The 20,486-nt window shown below is 69.9% G+C and carries 20 protein-coding genes; 9 read left to right on the top strand and 11 right to left on the bottom strand.

Annotated elements, in window-relative coordinates:
• The first annotated feature begins 38 nt into the window (after positions 1-38).
• Together G6N25_RS16125 and G6N25_RS16120 are read left to right on the top strand one after the other, a co-directional pair.
• Positions 39-1,244 carry a lytic transglycosylase domain-containing protein gene (locus G6N25_RS16125; protein WP_169924613.1) on the top strand — a complete coding sequence of 402 codons (1,206 nt, stop codon included), beginning with the start codon at positions 39-41 and terminating at the stop codon, positions 1,242-1,244.
• A 36-nt stretch (positions 1,245-1,280) separates the two neighbouring features.
• The gene (locus G6N25_RS16120; protein WP_142272557.1) at positions 1,281-2,429 is read left to right on the top strand and encodes an Mrp/NBP35 family ATP-binding protein; all 1,149 of its coding nucleotides are present in this window, start codon (positions 1,281-1,283) and stop codon (positions 2,427-2,429) included.
• Between the two features lie 121 nt (positions 2,430-2,550).
• Here the strand turns inward: G6N25_RS16120 and tatB are convergent, their stop codons facing one another.
• From tatB to sigE, 4 genes are all read right to left on the bottom strand, one after another.
• A complete protein-coding gene (tatB, locus tag G6N25_RS16115; RefSeq protein WP_083073401.1) occupies positions 2,551-2,937 on the bottom strand; it encodes a Sec-independent protein translocase protein TatB in 387 nt (128 codons plus the stop codon).
• Positions 2,938-4,449 carry a serine protease HtrA gene (gene htrA, locus G6N25_RS16110; protein ID WP_083073400.1) on the bottom strand — a complete coding sequence of 504 codons (1,512 nt, stop codon included), beginning with the start codon at positions 4,447-4,449 and terminating at the stop codon, positions 2,938-2,940. It lies immediately after the preceding gene.
• 114 nt (positions 4,450-4,563) lie between these two features.
• Entirely contained in the window at positions 4,564-4,962 is a 399-nt protein-coding gene (rseA, locus tag G6N25_RS16105) for an anti-sigma E factor RseA (RefSeq protein WP_083073424.1), read from the bottom strand.
• A gap of 128 nt (positions 4,963-5,090) precedes the next feature.
• Positions 5,091-5,882 (bottom strand): RNA polymerase sigma factor SigE, encoded by a 792-nt coding sequence (gene sigE, locus G6N25_RS16100; protein ID WP_083073399.1) that lies wholly within the window; start codon positions 5,880-5,882, stop codon positions 5,091-5,093.
• Between the two features lie 201 nt (positions 5,883-6,083).
• Here sigE and G6N25_RS16095 point away from each other — a divergent pair, with 201 nt between their 5' ends.
• From G6N25_RS16095 to G6N25_RS16070, 6 genes are all read left to right on the top strand, one after another.
• A complete protein-coding gene (locus tag G6N25_RS16095) occupies positions 6,084-6,752 on the top strand; it encodes an O-methyltransferase (RefSeq protein WP_083073398.1) in 669 nt (222 codons plus the stop codon).
• 242 nt (positions 6,753-6,994) lie between these two features.
• Positions 6,995-7,633, top strand: a complete 639-nt coding sequence (locus G6N25_RS16090) for a TetR/AcrR family transcriptional regulator (protein WP_083073423.1) — start codon at positions 6,995-6,997, stop codon at positions 7,631-7,633.
• On the top strand, positions 7,623-8,549 hold the full coding sequence (locus G6N25_RS16085) for an ABC transporter ATP-binding protein (RefSeq protein WP_083073397.1): 927 nt from the start codon (positions 7,623-7,625) through the stop codon (positions 8,547-8,549). The genes G6N25_RS16090 and G6N25_RS16085 overlap by 11 nt, the downstream gene beginning before the upstream one ends.
• Entirely contained in the window at positions 8,546-10,189 is a 1,644-nt protein-coding gene (locus G6N25_RS16080) for an ABC transporter permease (protein WP_142272556.1), read from the top strand. Before G6N25_RS16085 ends, G6N25_RS16080 begins: the two co-directional genes overlap by 4 nt.
• Before the next feature lie 7 nt (positions 10,190-10,196).
• Positions 10,197-10,871: a methyltransferase family protein gene (locus G6N25_RS16075; protein ID WP_083073395.1), complete on the top strand. Its 675-nt coding sequence runs from the start codon at positions 10,197-10,199 to the stop codon at positions 10,869-10,871.
• Between the two features lie 26 nt (positions 10,872-10,897).
• The gene (locus G6N25_RS16070) at positions 10,898-12,583 is read left to right on the top strand and encodes a CocE/NonD family hydrolase (protein WP_083073394.1); all 1,686 of its coding nucleotides are present in this window, start codon (positions 10,898-10,900) and stop codon (positions 12,581-12,583) included.
• A 90-nt stretch (positions 12,584-12,673) separates the two neighbouring features.
• Here the strand turns inward: G6N25_RS16070 and glgC are convergent, their stop codons facing one another.
• Positions 12,674-13,888, bottom strand: a complete 1,215-nt coding sequence (gene glgC, locus G6N25_RS16065; protein WP_083073393.1) for a glucose-1-phosphate adenylyltransferase — start codon at positions 13,886-13,888, stop codon at positions 12,674-12,676.
• A gap of 284 nt (positions 13,889-14,172) precedes the next feature.
• On the opposite strand from glgC, the gene glgA reads away from it, so the two are divergent.
• Positions 14,173-15,336, top strand: coding sequence for a glycogen synthase (gene glgA / locus G6N25_RS16060; RefSeq protein ID WP_083073392.1), 1,164 nt, complete (start codon positions 14,173-14,175; stop codon positions 15,334-15,336).
• A 5-nt stretch (positions 15,337-15,341) separates the two neighbouring features.
• Here glgA and G6N25_RS16055 read toward each other — a convergent pair whose 3' ends face one another.
• From G6N25_RS16055 to fadD6, 6 genes are all read right to left on the bottom strand, one after another.
• The gene (locus G6N25_RS16055) at positions 15,342-15,509 is read right to left on the bottom strand and encodes a DUF3117 domain-containing protein (RefSeq protein ID WP_003406247.1); all 168 of its coding nucleotides are present in this window, start codon (positions 15,507-15,509) and stop codon (positions 15,342-15,344) included.
• A 189-nt stretch (positions 15,510-15,698) separates the two neighbouring features.
• Positions 15,699-16,280, bottom strand: coding sequence for a DNA-3-methyladenine glycosylase I (locus G6N25_RS16050; RefSeq protein ID WP_083073391.1), 582 nt, complete (start codon positions 16,278-16,280; stop codon positions 15,699-15,701).
• A complete protein-coding gene (locus G6N25_RS16045; RefSeq protein ID WP_083073390.1) occupies positions 16,277-16,642 on the bottom strand; it encodes a DivIVA domain-containing protein in 366 nt (121 codons plus the stop codon). Before G6N25_RS16045 ends, G6N25_RS16050 begins: the two co-directional genes overlap by 4 nt.
• Positions 16,643-16,680: 38 nt before the next feature.
• Complete coding sequence (locus G6N25_RS16040; RefSeq protein WP_083073389.1) at positions 16,681-17,676, bottom strand: glucosyl-3-phosphoglycerate synthase; 996 nt, start codon at positions 17,674-17,676, stop codon at positions 16,681-16,683.
• A complete protein-coding gene (folP, locus tag G6N25_RS16035; protein ID WP_232065958.1) occupies positions 17,673-18,497 on the bottom strand; it encodes a dihydropteroate synthase in 825 nt (274 codons plus the stop codon). Before folP ends, G6N25_RS16040 begins: the two co-directional genes overlap by 4 nt.
• A 199-nt stretch (positions 18,498-18,696) precedes the next feature.
• Positions 18,697-20,481 (bottom strand): long-chain-acyl-CoA synthetase FadD6, encoded by a 1,785-nt coding sequence (fadD6, locus tag G6N25_RS16030; RefSeq protein ID WP_083073387.1) that lies wholly within the window; start codon positions 20,479-20,481, stop codon positions 18,697-18,699.
• Positions 20,482-20,486 lie beyond the last annotated feature (5 nt).

Here is a 20,486-nt window from a genome sequence, read left to right as displayed (position 1 = left end):
GATAGATCCCGACCAGCTCAGATATTTAGGACGGTCGAGTGCGCATAGGGGGACGCTGGGGTGCACGCCCGGCCGCCGCGGCGGTGCGGCAGCGGACCCTACGCGTGACACGGACGCCGGCCTTCGGCGTGGCGGCCATTACTCCGTTGATACTCGCCGGAGCCGTCGGGGGCGCGGCCCCCTCATTGCCCGGGCACTCCCCCGGACACGTCCCGCCGGTCCACACGCAGTTCCCGCCGGTGAGCGCCGCCGTCACCCCGGTGGCCGCGGTTTCCCCCACCGTCCCCGATCTCTCCGGCCCGGTCGTCATCGCCCTCGAACACGGACCGACCGCCTTCCATGTCGCCGAGGCCGCCCCCTCCGCGCCGCCGCCGCCGATCGTCGTGAATTCGCCTGGCGCACTGGGCATTCCGTCTATCGCCCTGGCGGCATATCGTAGCGCCGAGCAGAGGATGGCCGTGGCCGCCCCGGGCTGCGGCATCAGCTGGAACCTGCTGGCCGGGATCGGGCGAATCGAGTCGGGCCACGCGGGCGGCGGCGCCGTTGACGCGCGCGGCACCGCGGTCGTCCCGATTTACGGTCCCGTGTTGGACGGCACGCTGCCCGGCAACGAGGTCATCATCCAGAGCAGCGTCGGCAATCGCCCCACGTACGCGCGCGCTATGGGCCCGATGCAGTTCCTCCCCGGCACCTGGGCGCGCTACGCCGCCGACGGCAAGGGCGACGGGACGGCCGATCCCCAAAACCTGTTCGACTCCGCGCTGGCGGCGGCCCGGTACTTGTGCAGCGGCGGGCTGAACCTGCGCGACCAGGGGCAGGTCATGTCCGCGATCCTGCGCTACAACAACTCGATGGCTTACGCGGAGAACGTGCTGGGCTGGGCCGCGGCGTACGCCACCGGTGTCGTCCCGGTCGACCTCCCGCCGATGACGGGACCGCCGCCGCCGCTCGGCGACGCGCACGACGAGCACCCGGAGGGACTCGGGCCCAACCTGCCGATGAACGTCATCGGCCTGCCGACCGACGATCCGCTGGCGCGGACGCCGCTGATCGACCTGAGCGGGTCGCAGCCCACCGGCCCGCAGCCGATGTTCCCGTGGATGGCGCCCACGCCACAGCAGGTGCCGACGCAATCGCCCGGCTGCACGCTGATCTGCATCGGTCCGCAGACCCCGCCGCCGGGACCGCAGCTGCCGCACTTCGGCCCGCCGGGGTTCGGCCCGCCGGCTCCCCCGGCCGGCTGACGGGCCGGCAATCGCGCACGCCTACACTCGGTGGTGATGTCCAGCCATGACACCCCCGACCTGAGCGAGGCCATCCGCGCCGCACTGGGGAAGGTGATCGACCCCGAATTGCGCCGTCCCATCACCGAACTCGGGATGGTCAAGAGCGTCGACATCGAACCCGACGGCGGCGTGCACGTCGCGATCTACCTGACCACCGGCGCCTGCCCGAAGACGGCCGAAATCAGCGAGCGCGTCGGCCAGGCGGTCGCCGACGTCCCCGGCACCGGGGCGGTCAAGGTCAGCCTGGACGTGATGAGCGACGAGCAGCGCACCGAGCTGCGCAGGCAGCTGCGCGGGGACACCCGCGAGCCCGTCATCCCGTTCGCCCAGCCCAACTCGCTGACCCGGGTGTACGCCGTCGCGTCCGGGAAGGGCGGCGTCGGGAAGTCCACCGTCACCGTCAACCTGGCCGCGGCGATGGCCGCCCGCGGCCTGTCCGTGGGCGTGCTGGACGCCGACATTCACGGCCACTCCATCCCCCGGATGATGGGCAGCAGCGACCGGCCCACCCAGGTGGAGTCGATGATCCTGCCGCCCATCGCCCACGAGGTGAAGGTCATCTCGATCGCCCAGTTCACCGAGGGCAACGCCCCGGTGGTGTGGCGCGGGCCGATGCTGCACCGGGCGTTGCAGCAGTTCCTGGCCGACGTCTACTGGGGCGACCTGGACGTCCTGCTGCTCGACCTCCCGCCGGGAACCGGCGACGTCGCCATCTCGCTGGCTCAGCTGCTCCCGAACGCCGAGATCCTGGTGGTGACCACGCCACAGCAGGCCGCCGCCGAGGTCGCCGAGCGGGCCGGCAGCATCGCGCTGCAGACCCGCCAGCGCATCGTCGGTGTGGTGGAGAACATGTCGGGGCTGCTGCTGCCCGACGGCTCGACGCTGCAGGTGTTCGGCGAGGGCGGCGGCCGGCAGGTCGCCGACCGGTTGTCGCGCGCCGTGGGCGCCGACGTGCCGCTGCTGGGTCAGGTCCCGCTGGACCCGGCGCTGGTGGCCGCCGGTGACGCGGGCGTGCCGATCGTGCTGAGCGCGCCCGACTCCCCCGTCGGCAAGGAACTGCGCGGCGTGGCCGACAACCTGTCGTCGCGACGCCGCGGGCTGGCGGGCGTCTCGCTGGGCCTCGACCCCAAGCGGCGCCCCTAACCGCCTCGCGCCCCCAACCGCCTCGCGAGCGTGCGTGTTTGCACACGACACGCCGCGCAACGGCGTACAACTGCGCACACTCGCGGGCAAAGGGCGCGGGGCAAAGGGCAAAAACGGGGGGTCAGGTCGCGTCGGTGTCGAACGGGGTCTGGCCGGGGGCCTTCTCGACGCCGGCCGGGTCCGCCGGTTTCCCTGCAGCGCCATTGACCGGCCTGTCGAAGTTTCCGGTAAGGAAGGAGTCATCGCCGTCCAGCAGGTGCTTGGTCAGCGCCGCACGCGGCGTCATCCCCCGCAGTTTCTGCAGCTCGCTGAGCGGACCACGCAAATCGTCGAACTCGGGCCCGATGTCCTCGCGCAGCTGGTTGGTCACGCCGCTGAGGTAGTCGCGCGCCTGGCGCAGCGCGGTGGCCGTCCAGCGGATGGCGCCCGGCAGCCGCTCCGGGCCAAGGACCAGCAGCCCGACCACGACGAGTACGAGCATCTCCCCCCAGCCGACGTTGGCGAACATCTAGCCGCTGTCCGGGTCCGGTTTCACCGTCAGCGTGACGTGCCGACCGTCGCGGACCACCTCGATCGGGGCGTCCTGGCCGATGGTCAACTGCCGCACGGCGACGACGAACTCGTCGGCGTCGGCGACCTTGCGGTTGCCGACCTTGACGATCACGTCGTTTTCCAGGATCCCGCCCTTTTGCGCGGGGCTTCCCGCCTTGACGTTGGCGACCTGGGCGCCGGCGGCGATCGCGTTGCTCACCGACCGGGTGCTGACCCCCAGCGTCGGGTGCAGGATCTTTCCGTCTTTGATCAGGGTCTGGGCGACCTCTTTGGCCTCGTTGATCGGGATGGCGAAGCCGAGCCCGCTCGCGCTGTCCGACAGCGACTTCCCCGCGGTGTTGATCCCGATCACCTGGGAACTCATGTCGATCAGCGGGCCGCCGGAGTTGCCGTGGTTGATCGACGCGTCGGTCTGGATGGCGTCGATGACCGTGTCGGTGTCGGAGCCCTCGCCCGACAGCGGGACGGGCCGGTGCAGCGCGCTGACGATGCCGTGGGTCACGGTGCTGCGCAGGCCGAGCGGCGCGCCGGCGGCGAGGACCTCGTCGCCGACGCGCACCTTGTCGGAGTCGCCGAGTTGGGCCACGCTCAGGTTGTCGACGTTGTCGACCTTGAGCACGGCCAGGTCCGTCTTGGGGTCGCGGCCCACCAGGTTGGCGGGCACCTCCTTGCCGTCGTTGAAGACGACGGTCGTCTTGAACTGGCTGGGATTGTTCGCCGCCTCGGAGATGACGTGGTTGTTGGTGACGATGTAGCCGCGGCCGTCGACGACGACGCCGGAACCCTGCATGCCCTCCTGGTCGCTCTTCGACTCGATGGTCACCACCGCGTTGGCCGTGGTGGCCGCCACCTTGGCGAACCGGCCCGCCGGCTGTTCGCCGTTGCCGACGGTGGACAGCGTCACCTTGGAGGTGGTGAACGCCTCGACGACCTCGGCCGTCTTGCGGCCGATCACGCCGCCGATCAGGCCGATCACCAGCGCGATCAGCAGCAGCACCGCCAACGCGAGGTAGGACACCTTGTGTCCGAACAACACGTCGCGCACGCCGAGCTTGCCCCCGTAGCCCAGCCCGCCCTGCGGCGCCGACGGGGCTACCGCCGGGGTCCCGAGGGCGGCCGCGGCCGCGGGGTCGCGCCACGGGTCGTCCGTCTCCTCCGGCTCGGTCCCGTCCTTCTCGGCGGCCAGCGCGCCGGCGTCGATGGGGTGGCGCTGCAGCGAGTCCGCGCCGCCGGCCGGCCGGCTGAACGCCTCCTGAAGAACGGGGTCGGCCGGCCGATCGTTCGGCGTGAACTCGTCCCCGTCGCGGTACTTCGGCGGGCGCACGCGCTCGGCCACGAAAGACCCCTGCAGCCCGTCGGGACGGCTGAACACCTCACGCGATGCGGGGTCGACCGGGGGCCGGGAGATGGGGCGCGGCGCGAGGCGGGGTCCGCTGTCGTCGCCGCTGTTGATGCCGTCGGAGGTCACGTTATCCCTTTGGATCCTCTTCTTGAGCGCTCGAGGCAGGCCTGGTGCCGGGCGCTTTACGCCGCACCGGCGTTGTCCGTGTCCACCCTAGTATCCACGGTCAGGGCTGCCAGACTACCGGCGCTTACGCTGGTCGCGGGTGTCGCGCGCGGGGAAACGGTCTGGCCCCTGCGCCGCGGTGTCGTCGTCCAACGGGTTGTGCGGGATTTCGGACAGCAGCCCGAGCAGGTTGCTGGGGATGCGGATCGGGTGGGAGTCGCGCAACGCGGCACGCGCCCGGCTCTGATCGTCGACCGCGGCCGCGCATTCCGGGCATAGGGAGAGATGGTGCGCGGCCCGCAGGTGCGCGTTCATCCGCAGCTCGCCGTCGACGAACGCCGCGATCGCCTCGATGGAAAGGTGCTCGGTGGAACCGAACCGGCGCGGCGCCCCGACCGGCGCGTCGCTCTGGGACGCGAACTGCGCGGGGAGCCAGGAGAATGCGCGGCGAAACACCTCTCCCCGGTCGGCCATCGCCGGCTCCTTTCCCGCGGCCCCGAAGCCGCCTACACCACGAATGTAGCGCGAGGCGATGCCCAACACCGCGTCACAGCGCCCGAAACCGCAGGATTCGGCGGCGGATAAGCGTCAACGGCGTGGTGCTACGCGGACTGCGCCGGCAGCGCGCGGGCGAGGGCACCGTCTTCGGAATGCGCCGCAAGGTAGTCGCGCAAGGCCTGACGTCCGCGGTGGATGCGGCTGCGCACGGTGCCCAGCTTCACGCCCAGGGTGGCGCCGATCTCCTCGTAGGACAGCCCTTCGATGTCACACAGCACCACCGCGGCACGAAACTCGGGCGGCAGCGAATCCAGCGCGGCCTGCAGGTCGGGCCCGAGCCGCGAGTCGTGGTAGATCTGCTCGGGGTTGGGCTCGTCGGCGGGCACTCGATCGTAATCCTCGGGCAGCGCCTCCATCCGGATGCGGGCGCGCCGGCGCACCATGTCGAGGAAGAGGTTGGTGGTGATGCGGTGCAGCCAACCCTCGAAGGTCCCGGGCTGGTAGTTCTGGACCGACCGGAAGACGCGGATGAAGGTCTCCTGGGTGAGGTCCTCGGCGTCGTGCTGGTTGCCGGAGAGCCGGTAGGCCAGCCGATACACGCGGTCGGCGTGCTGACGCACCAGTTCTTCCCACGACGGCATCGTCGCCTTGTCCCCCGTCGCGTCGAACACCGCGGTGCCCTGTAACGCGTCGGTCGTTTCCACCCACTCGTCACCCGGGCAGTCCTGGGCGTGAGACATGGTGGCCGGGCTCAAAAGGGTTGTGTTGATTGGATCCTCCGGGATTGCCCTGCCGTCGAGGTTCGGCAGCTCGTCGACCGCGTCAACGCGGAGCTGCCACAGTGTATTCCCCGCCCGGCGCGACGTAATCCCGTTCGGGTGCACTCCGCGTTCCATACGCCTACGGTCGCCCATCGGCGTGTGCGCGCCATAGGAGCCAACTGAGGTTTGCCTGAGAAACCAGATCGTTACCTGCGTTGAGCAGGGCGAATCGGCAAACGAGTGAGTTTCGTCGCTCGTGGATTCCGGGCGTGTCGGGGCGGCCCGGCTCAGGCGCGCCTGCCTGACCGCGCCGCAAATTGGAATACGCTGCGGGGCATGGACGGCACCGACGCAGCAACCCCCGGCCAGGCGGGCCCCAGTCGGGCCGAATCGCTCTGCGCGCACGCCGAGGGTTCGATATCGGAAGATGCGCTCCTGGCGGCCGCCCGCGAGCGCTCCGTGGAAATCGGCGCCGTGGCGGTGACGCCCGCGGTCGGCGCGCTGTTGAGCCTGCTCGTCAAGCTCAGCGGCGGCAAGGCCGTCGCCGAGGTGGGCACCGGCGCCGGGGTGAGCGGGCTGTGGTTGTTGTCGGGCATGGGCGACGACGGCGTGTTGACCACGATCGATATCGAGCCCGAGTACCTGCGGCTGGCCAAGCAGGCCTTCACCGAGGCCGGCGTCGGGCCGTCACGCACCAGGCTGATCAGCGGCCGCGCCCAAGAGGTGCTCACCCGGCTCGCCGACGAGTCGTACGACCTGGTGTTCATCGACGCCGACCCGATCGACCAGGCGGATTACGTCGTCGAGGGCGTGCGGCTGCTGCGATCCGGGGGCGTCATCGTGGTGCACCGGGCGGCGCTGGGCGGGCGGGCCGGCGATCCCGAGGCGCGCGACGCGGAGGTGTCCGCGGTGCGCGAGGCGGCCCGGCTCATCGCGGAGGACGAGCGGCTCACCCCCGCCCTGGTGCCGCTCGGCGACGGGTTGCTGGCCGCGGTCCGCGACTGATCCGTTAGCCCGTCGGCGTGATGGCGCCATCAGATTTCCGGCGGCATTGCGGGTGCGGCGCGAGCGGGCCGCACCGCGCCGAGATCTGCGTTAGCGCGGGAAAGTTCGAGTGGGCGGCACGCTCGCGTCGATCTCGACGCGGGAGAAGTCGGAGCCGGGTCGAAGGGAACGCGCGATCCTTACGGATTCCTGACGGCGCGCCTCCTTGACCGCCGCCTGAACGTCCGTTTAATGTGCTGAACATGCGTTCAGCCGACCTGACGGCCGCCGCCCGGATCCGGGACGCGGCCATCGAACAGTTCGGCCGGCACGGGTTCGGCGTCGGGTTGCGCGCGATCGCCGACGCGGCCGGGGTGAGCGCCGCGCTGGTCATCCACCACTTCGGCTCCAAGGACGGCCTGCGCAAAGCCTGCGACGACTACATCGCCGAGGAGATCCGCACCAGCAAGTCGGAGGCGCTGAAATCCAACGACCCGGCCACCTGGTTCGCGCAGATGGCGGAGATCGAGGCCTACGCGCCGCTGATGGCATACCTGGTGCGCAGCATGCAGACCGGCGGTGAGCTGGCAAAGATGCTGTGGCACAGGATGATCGAGAATGCCGAAGACTACCTGGAAGAGGGTGTGCGGGCCGGCACGATCAAGCCCAGCCCCGACCCGAAGGCCAGGGCAAAATACCTGGGCATTACCGGGGGCGGGGGCTTTTTGCTGTATCTGCAGATGCACGAGACCCCGACGGATCTGCGTGCGGTCCTGCGCGACTACGCCCGCGAGATGATCCTGCCCGCCCTCGAGATCTACACCGAGGGCCTGATGGCAGACCGCACCATGTACGACGCATTCCTGGCCGCCGACGATCAAGGAGGATCCCATGCCAGTTAGCAACGCCGCGCCGATCGAAATCAACGGACTGAGAAAGAATTTCGGTTCGGTGCGCGCGCTGGACGGCCTGGACCTGACGGTGCGCGAGGGGGAAGTGCACGGGTTCCTCGGGCCGAACGGCGCCGGGAAGTCGACGACGATCCGCATCCTGCTGGGCCTGGTGAAGGCCGACGGCGGAACCGCCCGGCTGCTGGGCGGCGACCCGTGGACCGACGCGGTCGAACTGCATCGCCACATTGCCTACGTGCCCGGTGATGTGACGCTGTGGCCCTCACTGACCGGCGGCGAGACCATCGACCTGCTCGCCCGCATGCGGGGGGGCATCGACGAACGGCGTCGCGCCGAGTTGATCGAGCGCTTCGACCTCGACCCGCACAAGAAGGCGCGCACCTACTCGAAGGGCAACCGGCAAAAGGTCTCCCTGATCTCGGCGTTCTCGTCGAGGGCCAGGCTGCTTCTCCTGGATGAGCCCAGCAGCGGCCTGGACCCGTTGATGGAGAACGTGTTTCAGCAGTGCGTCGGCGAGGCCCGCGACCGCGGCACCACGGTCTTGCTCTCCAGCCACATCCTGGCAGAAACCGAAGCGCTGTGCGAAAGGGTGACCATCATCCGGGCCGGCAAGACCATCGAGAGCGGTTCGCTGGACTCCATGCGGCATCTCAGCCGCACCTCGATCAAGGCCGAAATGATCTCCGATCCAGGCGATGTCACCCGAATCAAGGGCGTCGAGGACGTCACCATCGACGGCAACACGCTGCACGCCCACGTCGACAGCGAAAGCCTGGGCGAGCTCATCCGGGCGCTCGTCGACGCCGGCGTGCGCAGCCTGGTCAGCCAGCCGCCAACGCTCGAGGAGCTCTTCCTGCGCCATTACGACACGGCGGCCGATGGCGGCACGAAGGTCTCAGTGCGATGAGCACCGCAACGCTGGATCGGCCACACCGCCCGGCGCATCCGGCGCCTCGCGCCGGGTCGCAGTTCTCCGGAACCCTTGGGATGCTTCGGCTCTACCTGCGCCGAGACCGGATCTCCTTGCCGCTGTGGGTCTTGCTGCTGTCGGTGCCGCTGGCGACGGTGTACGTCGGCAGCATCCTAAAGGTCTATCCCACGGAGGCCGCCCGCGCCGGGTTCGCCGCGTCCATCATGGCCAGCCCGGCCCAGCGCGCGCTCTACGGGCAGGTCTACAACGACAGCCTTGGCGCCGTGGGGATCTGGAAGGCCGGGATGTTCCACCTGCTGATCGCGGTCGCCGTCATCCTCACGGTGATCCGGCACACCCGCGCCGACGAGGAGACCGGCCGCACCGAGTTGGTGGACTCGACCGCCGTCGGCCGGTATGCCGGCCTGAGCGCGGCGCTGCTGTTGTCGTTCGGCGCGTCGATCGCCACCGGCGCGATCGGCGCGGCGGGCTTGCTGACCACCGACGTCCCGGCCGGCGGGTCGCTCGCGTTCGGGGCGGCGCTGGCCTGCTCCGGCCTGGTCTTCACCGCGGTTGCCGCGGTGACCGCCCAGCTCTCGCCGAGCGCCAGGTTCGCCCGCGGCGCCGCCTTCGCCGTACTCGGGGCCGCGTTCACGCTGCGCGCCGTCGGCGACGCCGGCGACGGCACGCTGTCGTGGCTCTCGCCGCTGGGATGGTCGCTGCAGGTGCGGCCGTACGCGGGCGATCGCTGGTGGGTCCTGCTGCTGCATCTGGCGACGACGGCCGCGCTCACCCTGGTGGCCTATCGACTGCTCGCCGGCCGCGACGTGGGCGCCGGGCTCATCGCCGAACGCCCCGGACCCGGCACCGCCGGCAAGCGGCTGGGCGGCGTCGACGGGCTGACGTGGCGGCTGAACCGCGGCGCGCTGCTGCTGTGGACCGTGGGCCTGTGCCTGTACGGCCTGCTGATGGGCAGCGTGGCGCACGGCATCGGCGACGAGCTCGGCGACAGCACCGTCGCGCGTGACATCGTCGCGCGGATGGGCGGCACCAGCGCGTTGGAGGAGGCCTTCGTCGCGGTGGCGTACACCATGATGGGCATGGTGGCCGCCGCGTTCGCCATCTCGCTCACCCTGCGGCCGCAGCAGGAGGAGTCCGGGCAGCGCGCCGAGACGATCCTGGCCGGGGCCGTGTCGCGAACCCGTTGGCTGGCAAGCCATTTGGTGGCCGCCATGCTGGGGTGCGCGGTCGCGATGCTGGCCAGCGGCGTGGCCGGCGGGATCGTCTACGGCGTCGCGGCCGGCGACGTCGGCGGCAAGCTGGCCGTCGTCGTCGGCACCGCGGCCGCCCAGCTGCCCGCCGTCTGGCTGCTCGCCGCGGTGACGATCGCGTTGTTCGGTCTGGCGCCGCGCTTCACGCCCGTGGCGTGGGGCGTGCTGGTCGGGTTCATCGCCGTGTACCTGATCGGTGAGCTGGCCCAATTCCCGCAGTGGTTGCTCGATCTGGAACCGTTCGCACACATTCCACGGGTCGGCGCCGACTTCACCGCCGTGCCGCTGCTGTGGCTGCTGGCCATCGACGCGGCGCTGATCGTCCTGGGAGCCATCGCTTTTCGACGGCGTGACCTGCGTTGTTAGGAGCATCATGAAAACCGCTGTTCGGCTGACGACGTCCTCGATTCTCGGGTTGGCCGCATTCGGCCTCATCCTGTTCGTGCCGGCCGGCACGCTGAATTATTGGCAGGCATGGGTTTTCATCGCCGTGTTCACGGCGACATCGGCCATCCCCACGATCTATCTGGCGCGGGCGAACCCGGCGGCCCTGCGGCGACGCATGCATGCCGGGCCACGCGCGGAAACGAGGATGGCCCAAAAGATCATCATCGTCGGCTCGTTTGTGGATCTCTTCGCGATGATGGCGTTCAGCGCATTCGACCATCGGATGGGCTGGTCGGCGGTGCCGGTGTGGGTATGCCTGCTCGGCGATGTGCTGGTCGCGGCCGGGCTCGGCATCGCCATGCTGGTCATCGTCGAGAACAGTTACGCGGCCGCCACCGTCACGGTGGAGGCGGGCCAGCAGGTGGCCTCCGGCGGCCTGTACAAGTTCGTCAGGCACCCGATGTATGTCGGGAACGTGATCATGATGGTGGGCATGCCGCTGGCGCTCGGCTCTTACTGGGGACTTCTGTTCGTCATCCCGGGCGTCGCGGTGCTCGTCTTCCGCATCCTCGACGAGGAGAAACTGCTCGCCCAGGAGCTGGCCGGCTACCGCGAATACACGCAGCGGGTGCGCTATCGGCTGGTTCCCAACGTGTGGTAGCGCCTGAATCGCTCTAAGGTATTGCCGTGGCGCGAACCCCGGCACCTACGCTTGACCGGCCGTGGCGACGTCCCGGCGCTCTCCGCTATGCGGTGGCCCGGCTACGCGGCATCGCCAGACCGCCCGTCACCGTCACCGATCCACCGACGGACACCCTCGTCGAGCGTGACGTCGCCGTTCCGACCCGCGACGGAACGGTGTTGCGGATCAATGTCTTCCGCGGGGCCGACGAGGCGGCGCGGCCGGCCATCCTGAGCATCCATCCCTACGGCAAGGACAAGCTGCCGACTCGGCGGGGCAAGAAGTGGACGTTCTCGGTGCAATACCGCCTGCTGCGCCAGCCGAAACCGGTGAGCTTCTCGGCCCTGACCGGGTGGGAGGCCCCGGACCCGGCCTGGTGGACCCCGCACGGCTTCACGGTGGTGAACGCCGACGCGCGCGGCTGCGGCCATTCCGACGGCACCGGAAAACTGCTGTCGCGCCAGGAGGCCGAGGACACCTACGACCTGGTGCAGTGGATCGCCGGCCAGCCGTGGTGCGACGGCAATGTCCTCATGCTCGGGGTGTCCTACCTGGCCATCAGCCAGTACGCCGTCGCCGCGTTGCAGCCGCCCGCGCTGCGCGCGATCTGCCCGTGGGAGGGCTTCACCGACGCGTATCGCGAACTGATGTTCCCGGGCGGGATTCGGGAGACCGGCTTCGCCCGGCTGTGGGGCCGCAACGTGTATCGGGCGACGCGGCAGAGCTACAACCTCGCCCAGATGCAGGAGGAGCACCCGCTGCGCGACGACTTCTGGCGCTCGCTGGTGCCCGACCTGTCGGCGATCAAGGCGCCCATGCTGGTCTGCGGCAGCTTCTCGGACAACAACCTGCACAGCCGGGGCTCGATGCGGGCCTTCACCCGCGGCGGCTCGGCCCACGCCCGCCTCTACACCCATCGCGGCGGCAAGTGGGCGACCTTCTACTCCGAGGCCGCACTGGCCGAGCAGCTGAAGTTCTTTCGCGACGTGCTGGGCGGCGCGCCCGATTCCCGCAGCGTCCGCCTCGAGGTGCGCGAGGACCGCGATACCGTCGCCGCGGTCCGCGAGGAGGCCGAGTGGCCGCTCGCCCGAACCCGTTGGCGGCCTTTATATCTGGGTGATGCGGGAGCGCTGGCGGACGAGCGGCCGCAGGCGGCGGGCAGCGTCGGGTTCGAAACGCGTTCCCGGGCAGCGGCATTCAGCTGGACCGTGCCCGCGGACATCGAGCTGACCGGCCCGATGGTGGCGCGGCTGTGGGTCGAACTGGACGGCTGTGACGACGCGAATCTGTTCGTCGGCGTGGAGAAGTGGCGCGGCGGACGGTTCGTCGAATTCGAGGGCTCATACGGCTACGGCCGCGACCGGGTGACCACCGGCTGGCAGCGGGTCGCGCTGCGCGCGTTGGACCCCGAGCTGTCCCGGCCGTGGGAGCCGGTTCCGGCGTGCACCGAGCCGCGGCCGGTGTCCGCCGGCGAGGTGGTCGCGATCGACGTTGCGCTGGGGCCCTCCGCGACCTTGTTCCGCGCCGGCGAGCAGCTGCGGCTGGTGGTGGCCGGACGCTGGCTGTGTCCGGCCAATCCGCTGATCGGTCAGATGCCCGCGGCCTATCTCAACTCGCCGCGCGGCCAGGTCACCCTGCACTGGGGCCCGCGTTACGACGCGCACCTGCTGATCCCGGAGATCCCGAAGTAGCGCCGAGCAGACGCAGAATCGCACGGCGCGGCGCCTCCGCGTGCGATTCCGCGTCTGCTCGCGAGCGGGGGGTGCCCCAGCTCGCGGCCGCTAGATCCAGACGCCCTTGCCGACGGCGACCACACCGCCGGCGCTGATCGCGAAGCGCTCGCGGTCCTTTTCCAGATCCACGCCGACCATCTCGCCGGGCCCGACGACGACGTTCTTGTCCAGGATCGCGTGGCGCACCACCGCGCCGCGGCCGACCCGGGCGCCCGGCATGATCACGCTGCCCTCCACGATGGCCCCGTCGTCGACCACGACGTTCGACGACAGCACCGAGTTGCGCACCGAGGACGCCGAGATGATGCTGCCGGCGCCGACCACCGATTCCTGGGCCGAGCCGCCGTTGACGAACTTGGCCGGCGCCAGATTCTCCGACTCGCCGCGAATCGGCCAGCGCTTGTTGTAGAGGTTGAACACGGGATGCACCGAGACCAGGTCCATGTGCGCGTCGTAGAAGGCGTCCAGCGTCCCGACGTCGCGCCAGTAGCCCCGGTCGCGGTCGGTGGCGCCGGGCACCTCGTTGTCGGAGAAGTCGTACACGGCGGCCATCCCGTCGTCCACCAATCGCGGGACGATGTCACCGCCCATGTCGTGATCCGAGTGGTCGTCGTCGGCGTCGGCGCGAATCGCGTCGATGAGCACCTTGGTGGTGAAGATGTAGTTGCCCATGGAAACGAACGTCGTCTCAGGGTCATCGGGAGTTCCCGGCGGATTCAGTGGCTTCTCGACAAAAGTGCGGATGCGGCCGGATTCGTCGGCGTCGATGCAACCGAACGCGCTGGCCTCACTGCGCGGGACCCTGATGCCGGCCACCGTGGCGCCGGCCCCGGTGTCGATGTGGAACCGGACCATCTGCTCGGGGTCCATCCGGTACACGTGATCCGCGCCGAAAACCACGATGTAGTCCGGATCTTCGTCGTAGATCAGGTTGAGGGACTGATAGATCGCGTCGGCCGAGCCGGTATACCAGCGCGGGCCGAGGCGCTGTTGCGCGGGCACCGGCGTGATGTACTCACCGGCCAGGCCGGACAACCGCCAGTTTTGCGAAATGTGACGGTCAAGTGAATGCGACTTGTATTGCGTGAGAACGCAGATCCTCAGATATCGGGCGTTGACGAGGTTGGAGAGCACGAAGTCGATCAGTCGATACGCACCACCGAACGGAACCGCGGGCTTGGCCCGATCCGCGGTCAGCGGATACAGCCGCTTGCCCTCACCGCCGGCCAGGACAATGCCCAGCACGTGTGGTGCTTCCCTCATGGTTCCAAACCTATCGGCCGCCGCGAACCGCTGCCAGGGGAATCCTGTTGCCGGTTTGCTGACGGACTGTCTGTCAAGGTATTTGGCTCAGTCTGACGACCCGATACCCCCATTATGTCCCCCGCCCGACTCGCGGGCGGCATCGTCGCCGAACCCCAGCCCAATTGTCCGGCTCCTCCCCCGCCCGACTCGCGGGCGGCATCGTCGCCGAACCCCAGCCCAATTGTCCGGCTCCTCCCCCGCCCGACTCGCGGGCGGCATCGTCGCCGAACTACGGTGCGGGTATGCGGGTGGCGATGATGACTCGGGAGTACCCACCGGACGTCTACGGCGGAGCCGGGGTACACGTCACCGAACTCGTCGCCCAGCTGCGCCGACTGTGCGCCGTCGACGTGCATTGCATGGGCGCGCCCCGCCCGGACGCCTTCGCCCATCAGCCCGACCCGCGCATCCACGGCGCCAACGCGGCGCTGTCCACCCTGTCCACCGACCTGATGATGGCCAACGCCGCGTCCGCGGCCACCGTCGTCCACTCGCACACGTGGTACACCGGCCTGGCCGGGCATCTGAGCGCGTTGCTCTACGACATCCCCCACGTGCTGACCGCGCATTCGCTCGAGCCGCTGCGGCCGTGGAAGGCGGAACAGCTCGGCGGTGGCTACCGGGTGTCGACGTGGGTCGAACGCACCGCGGTGCTGGCCGCCGAGGCCGTCATCGCGGTCAGCTCCGCCATGCGCGAAGACATCCTGCGGGTCTATCCCACCCTGGACCCAAGCCTCGTCCACGTCATTCGCAACGGGATCGACACCAACGTCTGGTATCCCGCGGGGCCGGGGCAAACCGGGTCCGTGCTGACCGAACTCGGGGTCGATCCACGCCGGCCGATCGTGGCGTTCGTCGGACGGATCACCCGGCAGAAAGGCGTCGGCCACCTGATGGCGGCGGCGCACCACTTCGACGCGGACGTGCAGCTGGTGCTGTGCGCCGGCGCCCCCGACACCCCTGAGTTGGCCGAGGAGGCCCGGGCCGCGGTAGCCGGGTTGGCGCGCGATCGCGCCGGTGTGTTTTGGATCCGGGAAATGCTCCCCATCGGGGAGCTACGCGAAATACTTTCGGCGGCAACGGTTTTCGTATGCCCGTCGGTGTATGAGCCGTTGGGGATCGTGAACCTCGAGGCGATGGCCTGCGCGACGGCGGTGGTGGCCTCCGACGTCGGCGGGATACCGGAGGTGGTCGCCGACGGGGTCACCGGGTCGCTGGTGCACTATGACGCGGCCGACCCGACCGGTTTTCAGGCCAGGTTGGCCGAAGCGGTGAACGAGCTGGTCGCCGACCGCGGCAAAGCAAAACGCTATGGCGAGGCGGGACGCCAGCGCTGCATCGAGGACTTCTCCTGGACCCACGTCGCCGAGCAGACGCTGGAGATCTACCGGAAGGTGTGTGCGTAGCCGCCTTAGCTGGTCACGCCCTTGAGTTCGTCACCCAGGGCCGCGGCCTCGTCGGGCGTCAGCTCGACGACCAATCGACCGCCTCCCTCAAGTGGTACCCGCATCACGATGCCGCGCCCCTCTTTGGTTGCTTCCAGAGGACCGTCTCCGGTCCGGGGCTTCATCGCCGCCATCGAGTGCTCCCTCCAGATTCGAGCTGGCCCGCCGTCGCGGACCTGGCCGGCGCCGAGCATGCCCCGCCAGTGGATTTCCAGTCATACCCGACATTGAACTGCCAAATCACACCCCCATTGTTCCCTATTCGGGTCAGCAGTTACTACCAAGGCCCGCTTCTCCGGGCTCAAAGGGCCTTCTGCGGGCCTTCAGAGGGTCACGGTGGGCACCCAGCAATCGCGAACATGATCGTCGACCATCCCCGTCGCCTGCATCAGCGCATAGGCGGTGGTCGGCCCGACGAACCGGAAGCCGCGCCCTTTCAGGTCGCGCGCCATGGCCTTCGATTCGGCACTGGCCGAGGGGATTTCGGAGGCGTCGGCGGGGCGGGGCCGCGGCGACGGCGCGAACGACCACAGCAGCTTCGACAGGTCCTCCGCGGATCCCAGCTCAGCAGCGGCGCGCGCGTTGCCGATCGTCGCTTCGATCTTGGCGCGGTTGCGCACGATTCCCTCGTCGGCCAGCAGGCGCTGCACATCGGCGTCGGTGTAGCCGGCGACCACCTCGATGTCGAACCCGGCGAAGGCGCGGCGGAAATTCTCCCGTTTGCGCAGGATGATCAGCCACGACAGGCCGCTCTGAAAGGCCTCGAGGCTCATCCGCTCGAACAACGCCGCCCCGTCGCGCAACGGGCGGCCCCATTCCCGGTCGTGGTAGTCGCGGTACAGCTCGAGGTCCGGTCCGGGCCGAATGGCCGCCCAACCGCACCGCACCAGTCCATCGTCGCTCACATTGTGTCCTGACGATCCTCGCGGTCCTCAGGTTCCATCGGGTCGGGCTCACCCCCGGTTTCGTCCTCGGCGACCGGCGAGGCGTGCACCGCCGCCAGCTGCCCACGCAGCGCCTCGAGCTCCCGGGCGAGGCGGTCCAGCACCCAGTCCACCTCGCTGGCCTTGTACCCGCGCAGCACCTGGGTGAACTTGACGGCGTCGACGTCGGTTCCGGTGACGCCGTAGGCCGGCAGCACCGTCGCCGTCGTCCCCCGGGGCAGGGGCGGCAGCTGCTCACCACGGCCGAACAGCAGGCTGGCCGCGCCGAACAGCACGATCGCCACCAGCACCAGCACCACCAGGTACAGCAACACCAACGCCACGCGTTCGATATTGCCCTATCCCGCCGACAACCCGGCGATCAGCGTGGCAGCAATCCCTTCATCGGCGGCCGGTCCACCAACGACACCGGAGCGGTGCGTTGGGTGTAGCCCTCCACGTCGGAGCCGTCGGAGCCGTCCGGGCCGTCGGCGAAGAACTGGCTCAGGCCGACCCCGGAGTCGGGGATCCCGCACCGCGACAGCAGGGTCGCGATGACTTGGCGGCTCATCGCGCCCAGCTCGCCCAGCGGCCGGTTGCGGTGCGCCCGCACGCCGAGGTTGACCTGGGCGATCGCGTCCAGCCCCAACCGGTCGAAGGTGTCCACCAGCAGGCCGATCTCCACGCCGTAGCCCGGGGCGAACGGCAGCGACGTCAGCAGCTCCCGGCTGGCCGCGTACTCGCCGCCGAGCGGCTGCAGGATGCAGCCCAGCTCCGGGCGCAGCGCCGCCAGCAACGGCCGCGCCACCAGCTCGGTGACCCGCCCGCCGCCGGTGGCACCCGCGCCGCCGCCGGCGTCGCCGACCGTCAAGGGCCGCCGATAGAAGCTCTTGACCAGGTGAATCCCGTCGCAGGTGAGCAGCGGGGCCACCAGCCAGGGCACGAACATCGGGTGCGGGTCGATCAGGTCGGAGTCGACGAACACCACGATGTCGCCGCTGGTGGCCGCGAGCGAGCGCCATAGCGCCTCGCCCTTGCCGGGTCGAACGGGCACCTCGGGCAGCGCCTGCTCGCGGCTGATGACGCGGGCGCCGGCGGCGATGGCCCGGATCTCGGTGTCGTCCGTCGAACCGGAGTCCAGCACGATCAGCTCGTCGACCAACCCATCGACCAGCGGCGAGATGCTTTCGACCACCGATTCGACGGTTTCTTGCTCGTTGAGCGCCGGCAGCACCACCGAGACGGTCCGCCCGGCCTTCGCCTCTTCCAGTGCGGCGAGCGTCCACCCGGGACGGTTGCGGCTGCGGTCGGACAACCAGACGTCGCCGGGCCGCGCGGCGAGCACGCCCTCGCTGGCGAGGTCCACCAACTCCGTCATGCCAGCCCCCTCACCGTGCGCGCCGGCGGGCGTGTGCCCTGGATCGAGGCCACCATCTCCAGGGCCCGCCGGGTGGCCGCGACCTCGTGCACCCGAAACATGCGGGCACCGGCGGCCGCCGCCAGCGCGGTGGCGGCCAGCGTTCCCTCGAGCCGTTCGGTCAGTCCCACACCCAGAGTCTCCCCGACGAAGTCCTTGTTACTCAAAGCCAGGAGCAGCGGCCATCCGGTATTAACAAGATCGCCGACGTGGCGCAACAGCGCCAGCCCGTGGAAGGTGTTCTTGCCGAAGTCGTGGGCCGGGTCGATCAGCACCCGGTCGCGGGCCACCCCGCGCGCGACGGCCCGCTCGGCGGCGGCGGTGACCTGGCGAATCGCGTCGTCCACCACACCGCGCGTGCTGGTCCCGTAGCTCACCCGGAACGGGCGCGTGCGCGGCTGCGCGCCACCGGTGTGCGAGCACACCAGGCCCGCCCCGAACTCGGCGGCCACCTCGGGCAGGGCGGGGTCGATGCCGCCCCAGGTGTCGTTGATCAGGTCGGCGCCGGCGGCGCAGGCCACCCTGGCCACCCCCGCGCGCCAGGTGTCGACGCTGATCAGCTGGTCGGGATAGGCGTCGCGCAGCCATTCGATGAACGGCACCAACCTGGCGATCTCGGTGTCCTCGTCGACGCTCTCGCCCGGGCCCGCCTTGACCCCGCCGACGTCGATGACGTCGGCTCCTTCCGCGATGGCCCTATGTGCGGCGTCCCGGGCGGCGTCGTCGCCGAAGGTCGCGCCCCGGTCGTAGAACGAGTCCGGGGTGCGGTTGACGATCGCCATGATCAGCGGGCGATCCCCCGCGACCGGCCGGCCGCACAGTGTCGAATGGCCGGCTGACGCCGGCGGTGTCGAACGCACACGTCTATGGTGCCTGGTCGCCGAATGCATCGAGACTGCGCCCAGTGCTGTCCGAGGTCGCGCAGGCACGCGCTGTGCGCAGGCTCGATGCCGTCGACGCAGACTCGACGGCCCGAAGCCGTCAGCCCCGCGGTCGCTCGCCCAAGGCAACTTCCTCGGGATATTCGTCGTAGTACGGCACGTAGCCCTCCTCGCGGCCGGCCAGCACGTACAGCGGGTCCTGCAGGTCGGGGCCGTAGGCCTGCTCGCGCAACTCCACCTTGCGGCTCTTGAACGTCGTGGTGTGCTCCAGCTCCCGAACCACCCGCACGAACAGCGGCAGCGCGTAAGGGGGCAGCTGCCCGTACACGGCGCGGGCCAGCGACCTGCCGTCGAACTCGGCGCCGTCGCGCAGCTGGACCGCGGCCATCCCGGCGCGCCCGCCGGTGCGCGGGATCTCGACGCCGAAGACCGTGCATTCCTCGACGGACTCGTCGGACGCCAGCGCCGCCTCGACCTGCGTGGTGGCGACGTTCTCGCCCTTCCACCGGAACGTGTCGCCGAGCCGGTCGACGAACGCCGCGTGCCCCATGCCCTGCGGGCTCATCACGTCGCCCGAGTTGAACCAGCAGTCGCCCTCACGAAAGGCGTTGCGCACCAACTTCTTTTCGCTCGACTCTGGGTCGGTGTAGCCGTCGAACGGCTGCAGCCGGTTGACCGGGCTCAACAACAGGCCGGGCCGGCCGGCCGGCACCCGGCGCACCCGCCCGTTGTCGTCGCGCAGCGGGGCGCCGGTGTCGGGGTCGTATTCCACGTAGGCCAACGGCATCGGGAACACACCGGTGGTCCGGGGCACGTTGAAGACGTTGATGAAGGCGGTGTTGCCCTCGCTGGACGCATAGAACTCGCAGACGCGGGCGATCCCGAAGCGGTTCGTGAACTCGTCCCAGATCTCCGGGCGCAGGCCGTTGCCGGCGATCACGCGGACCTTGTGCGCGCGGTCGGTGGGCTTGGGCGGTTGGTTGAGCAGATACCGGCAGATCTCGCCGATGTAGATGAACGCCGTTGCGTCGCTGGCGATCACCTCGTCCCAGAACCTCGACGCCGAAAACGAGCGGCCCAGCGCCAGCGTCGCCCCGGAATTGATCACCGAGGACAGCGCCACCGTCAGCGCGTTGTTGTGATACAGCGGCAGGCAGCAGTACAGCGTGTCGGAGCTCTTGAGCCGCAACCCAATACCGCCGAACGCCGCCAGCGCCTTCAGCCACCGCAGGTGGGTCATCACGCTGGCCTTCGGGAAACCCGTTGTGCCCGAGGTGAAGATGTAGAACGCGGTGTCCCTGGCCCGCACCGCCGATGCTGACGCCGGGTTGGTGGCCGGGGCGCCGACGGCGAATCGCTCCAGGTCTTCGACGGTCAGCGTCTCGGTGCTTCCCGAACCGCCGCACCCGGCCACGGCGCTGACCAGGTCGGTCTCCGCGATCAGCACCTTGGCGTCGAGCAGGCCCAGGCTGTGCGCCAGCACCTCGCCGCGCTGGTGGTAGTTGAGCATGCCGGCCACCGCGCCGCACTTGACCGCGGCCAGCATCGCCAGGATCGCGTTGGGCGAGTTGCGCAGCATGATCGCGACGACGTCGCCTGCGCCCACGCCGCGCGCGGCCAGCACCGCGGCGTACCTGTTGGCGGCCGCGTTGGCGTCGCGGTAGGTGAGTCGCTGGTCGCCGAACCTCAAAAAGATCCGGTCGCCGTAGCGAGCGGCCCGTTCCTGGAACACCGAGCCGATGGACCTGTGCGAATCCGGCCGGGCCAGCAGCCCGGTCAGCGCTCCCCGCACGATCACCGGCGCGTCGGCCAGGACGGCCGGCGCGCGAACCGCGATATCGGTCAGCCTGACCGCCGTGCGCGCTCCCCCGTCGTGCTCGGACACGTGAT

The organism is Mycobacterium heidelbergense, assembly GCF_010730745.1.
Classification (GTDB): domain Bacteria; phylum Actinomycetota; class Actinomycetes; order Mycobacteriales; family Mycobacteriaceae; genus Mycobacterium; species Mycobacterium heidelbergense.
The sequence above is the reverse complement of the archived record's forward strand: the minus strand, read 5'-3'. Positions and strand labels throughout refer to the sequence as shown.

What these genes read in the sequence shown, in the direction of transcription:
- G6N25_RS16040 (WP_083073389.1), bottom strand. Translation starts at nt 17,676, where the DNA reads ATGACGGAGTTGGTGGACCTCGCCAGCGAGGGCGTGCTCGCCGCGCGG.
- G6N25_RS16075 (WP_083073395.1), top strand. Translation starts at nt 10,197, where the DNA reads ATGAAAACCGCTGTTCGGCTGACGACGTCCTCGATTCTCGGGTTGGCC.
- G6N25_RS16085 (WP_083073397.1), top strand. Translation starts at nt 7,623, where the DNA reads ATGCCAGTTAGCAACGCCGCGCCGATCGAAATCAACGGACTGAGAAAG.
- G6N25_RS16120 (WP_142272557.1), top strand. Translation starts at nt 1,281, where the DNA reads ATGTCCAGCCATGACACCCCCGACCTGAGCGAGGCCATCCGCGCCGCA.
- G6N25_RS16095 (WP_083073398.1), top strand. Translation starts at nt 6,084, where the DNA reads ATGGACGGCACCGACGCAGCAACCCCCGGCCAGGCGGGCCCCAGTCGG.
- sigE (WP_083073399.1), bottom strand. Translation starts at nt 5,882, where the DNA reads ATGGAACGCGGAGTGCACCCGAACGGGATTACGTCGCGCCGGGCGGGG.
- glgC (WP_083073393.1), bottom strand. Translation starts at nt 13,888, where the DNA reads ATGAGGGAAGCACCACACGTGCTGGGCATTGTCCTGGCCGGCGGTGAG.
- rseA (WP_083073424.1), bottom strand. Translation starts at nt 4,962, where the DNA reads ATGGCCGACCGGGGAGAGGTGTTTCGCCGCGCATTCTCCTGGCTCCCC.
- G6N25_RS16080 (WP_142272556.1), top strand. Translation starts at nt 8,546, where the DNA reads ATGAGCACCGCAACGCTGGATCGGCCACACCGCCCGGCGCATCCGGCG.
- glgA (WP_083073392.1), top strand. Translation starts at nt 14,173, where the DNA reads ATGCGGGTGGCGATGATGACTCGGGAGTACCCACCGGACGTCTACGGC.
- G6N25_RS16055 (WP_003406247.1), bottom strand. Translation starts at nt 15,509, where the DNA reads ATGGCGGCGATGAAGCCCCGGACCGGAGACGGTCCTCTGGAAGCAACC.
- tatB (WP_083073401.1), bottom strand. Translation starts at nt 2,937, where the DNA reads ATGTTCGCCAACGTCGGCTGGGGGGAGATGCTCGTACTCGTCGTGGTC.
- G6N25_RS16090 (WP_083073423.1), top strand. Translation starts at nt 6,995, where the DNA reads ATGCGTTCAGCCGACCTGACGGCCGCCGCCCGGATCCGGGACGCGGCC.
- folP (WP_232065958.1), bottom strand. Translation starts at nt 18,497, where the DNA reads ATGGCGATCGTCAACCGCACCCCGGACTCGTTCTACGACCGGGGCGCG.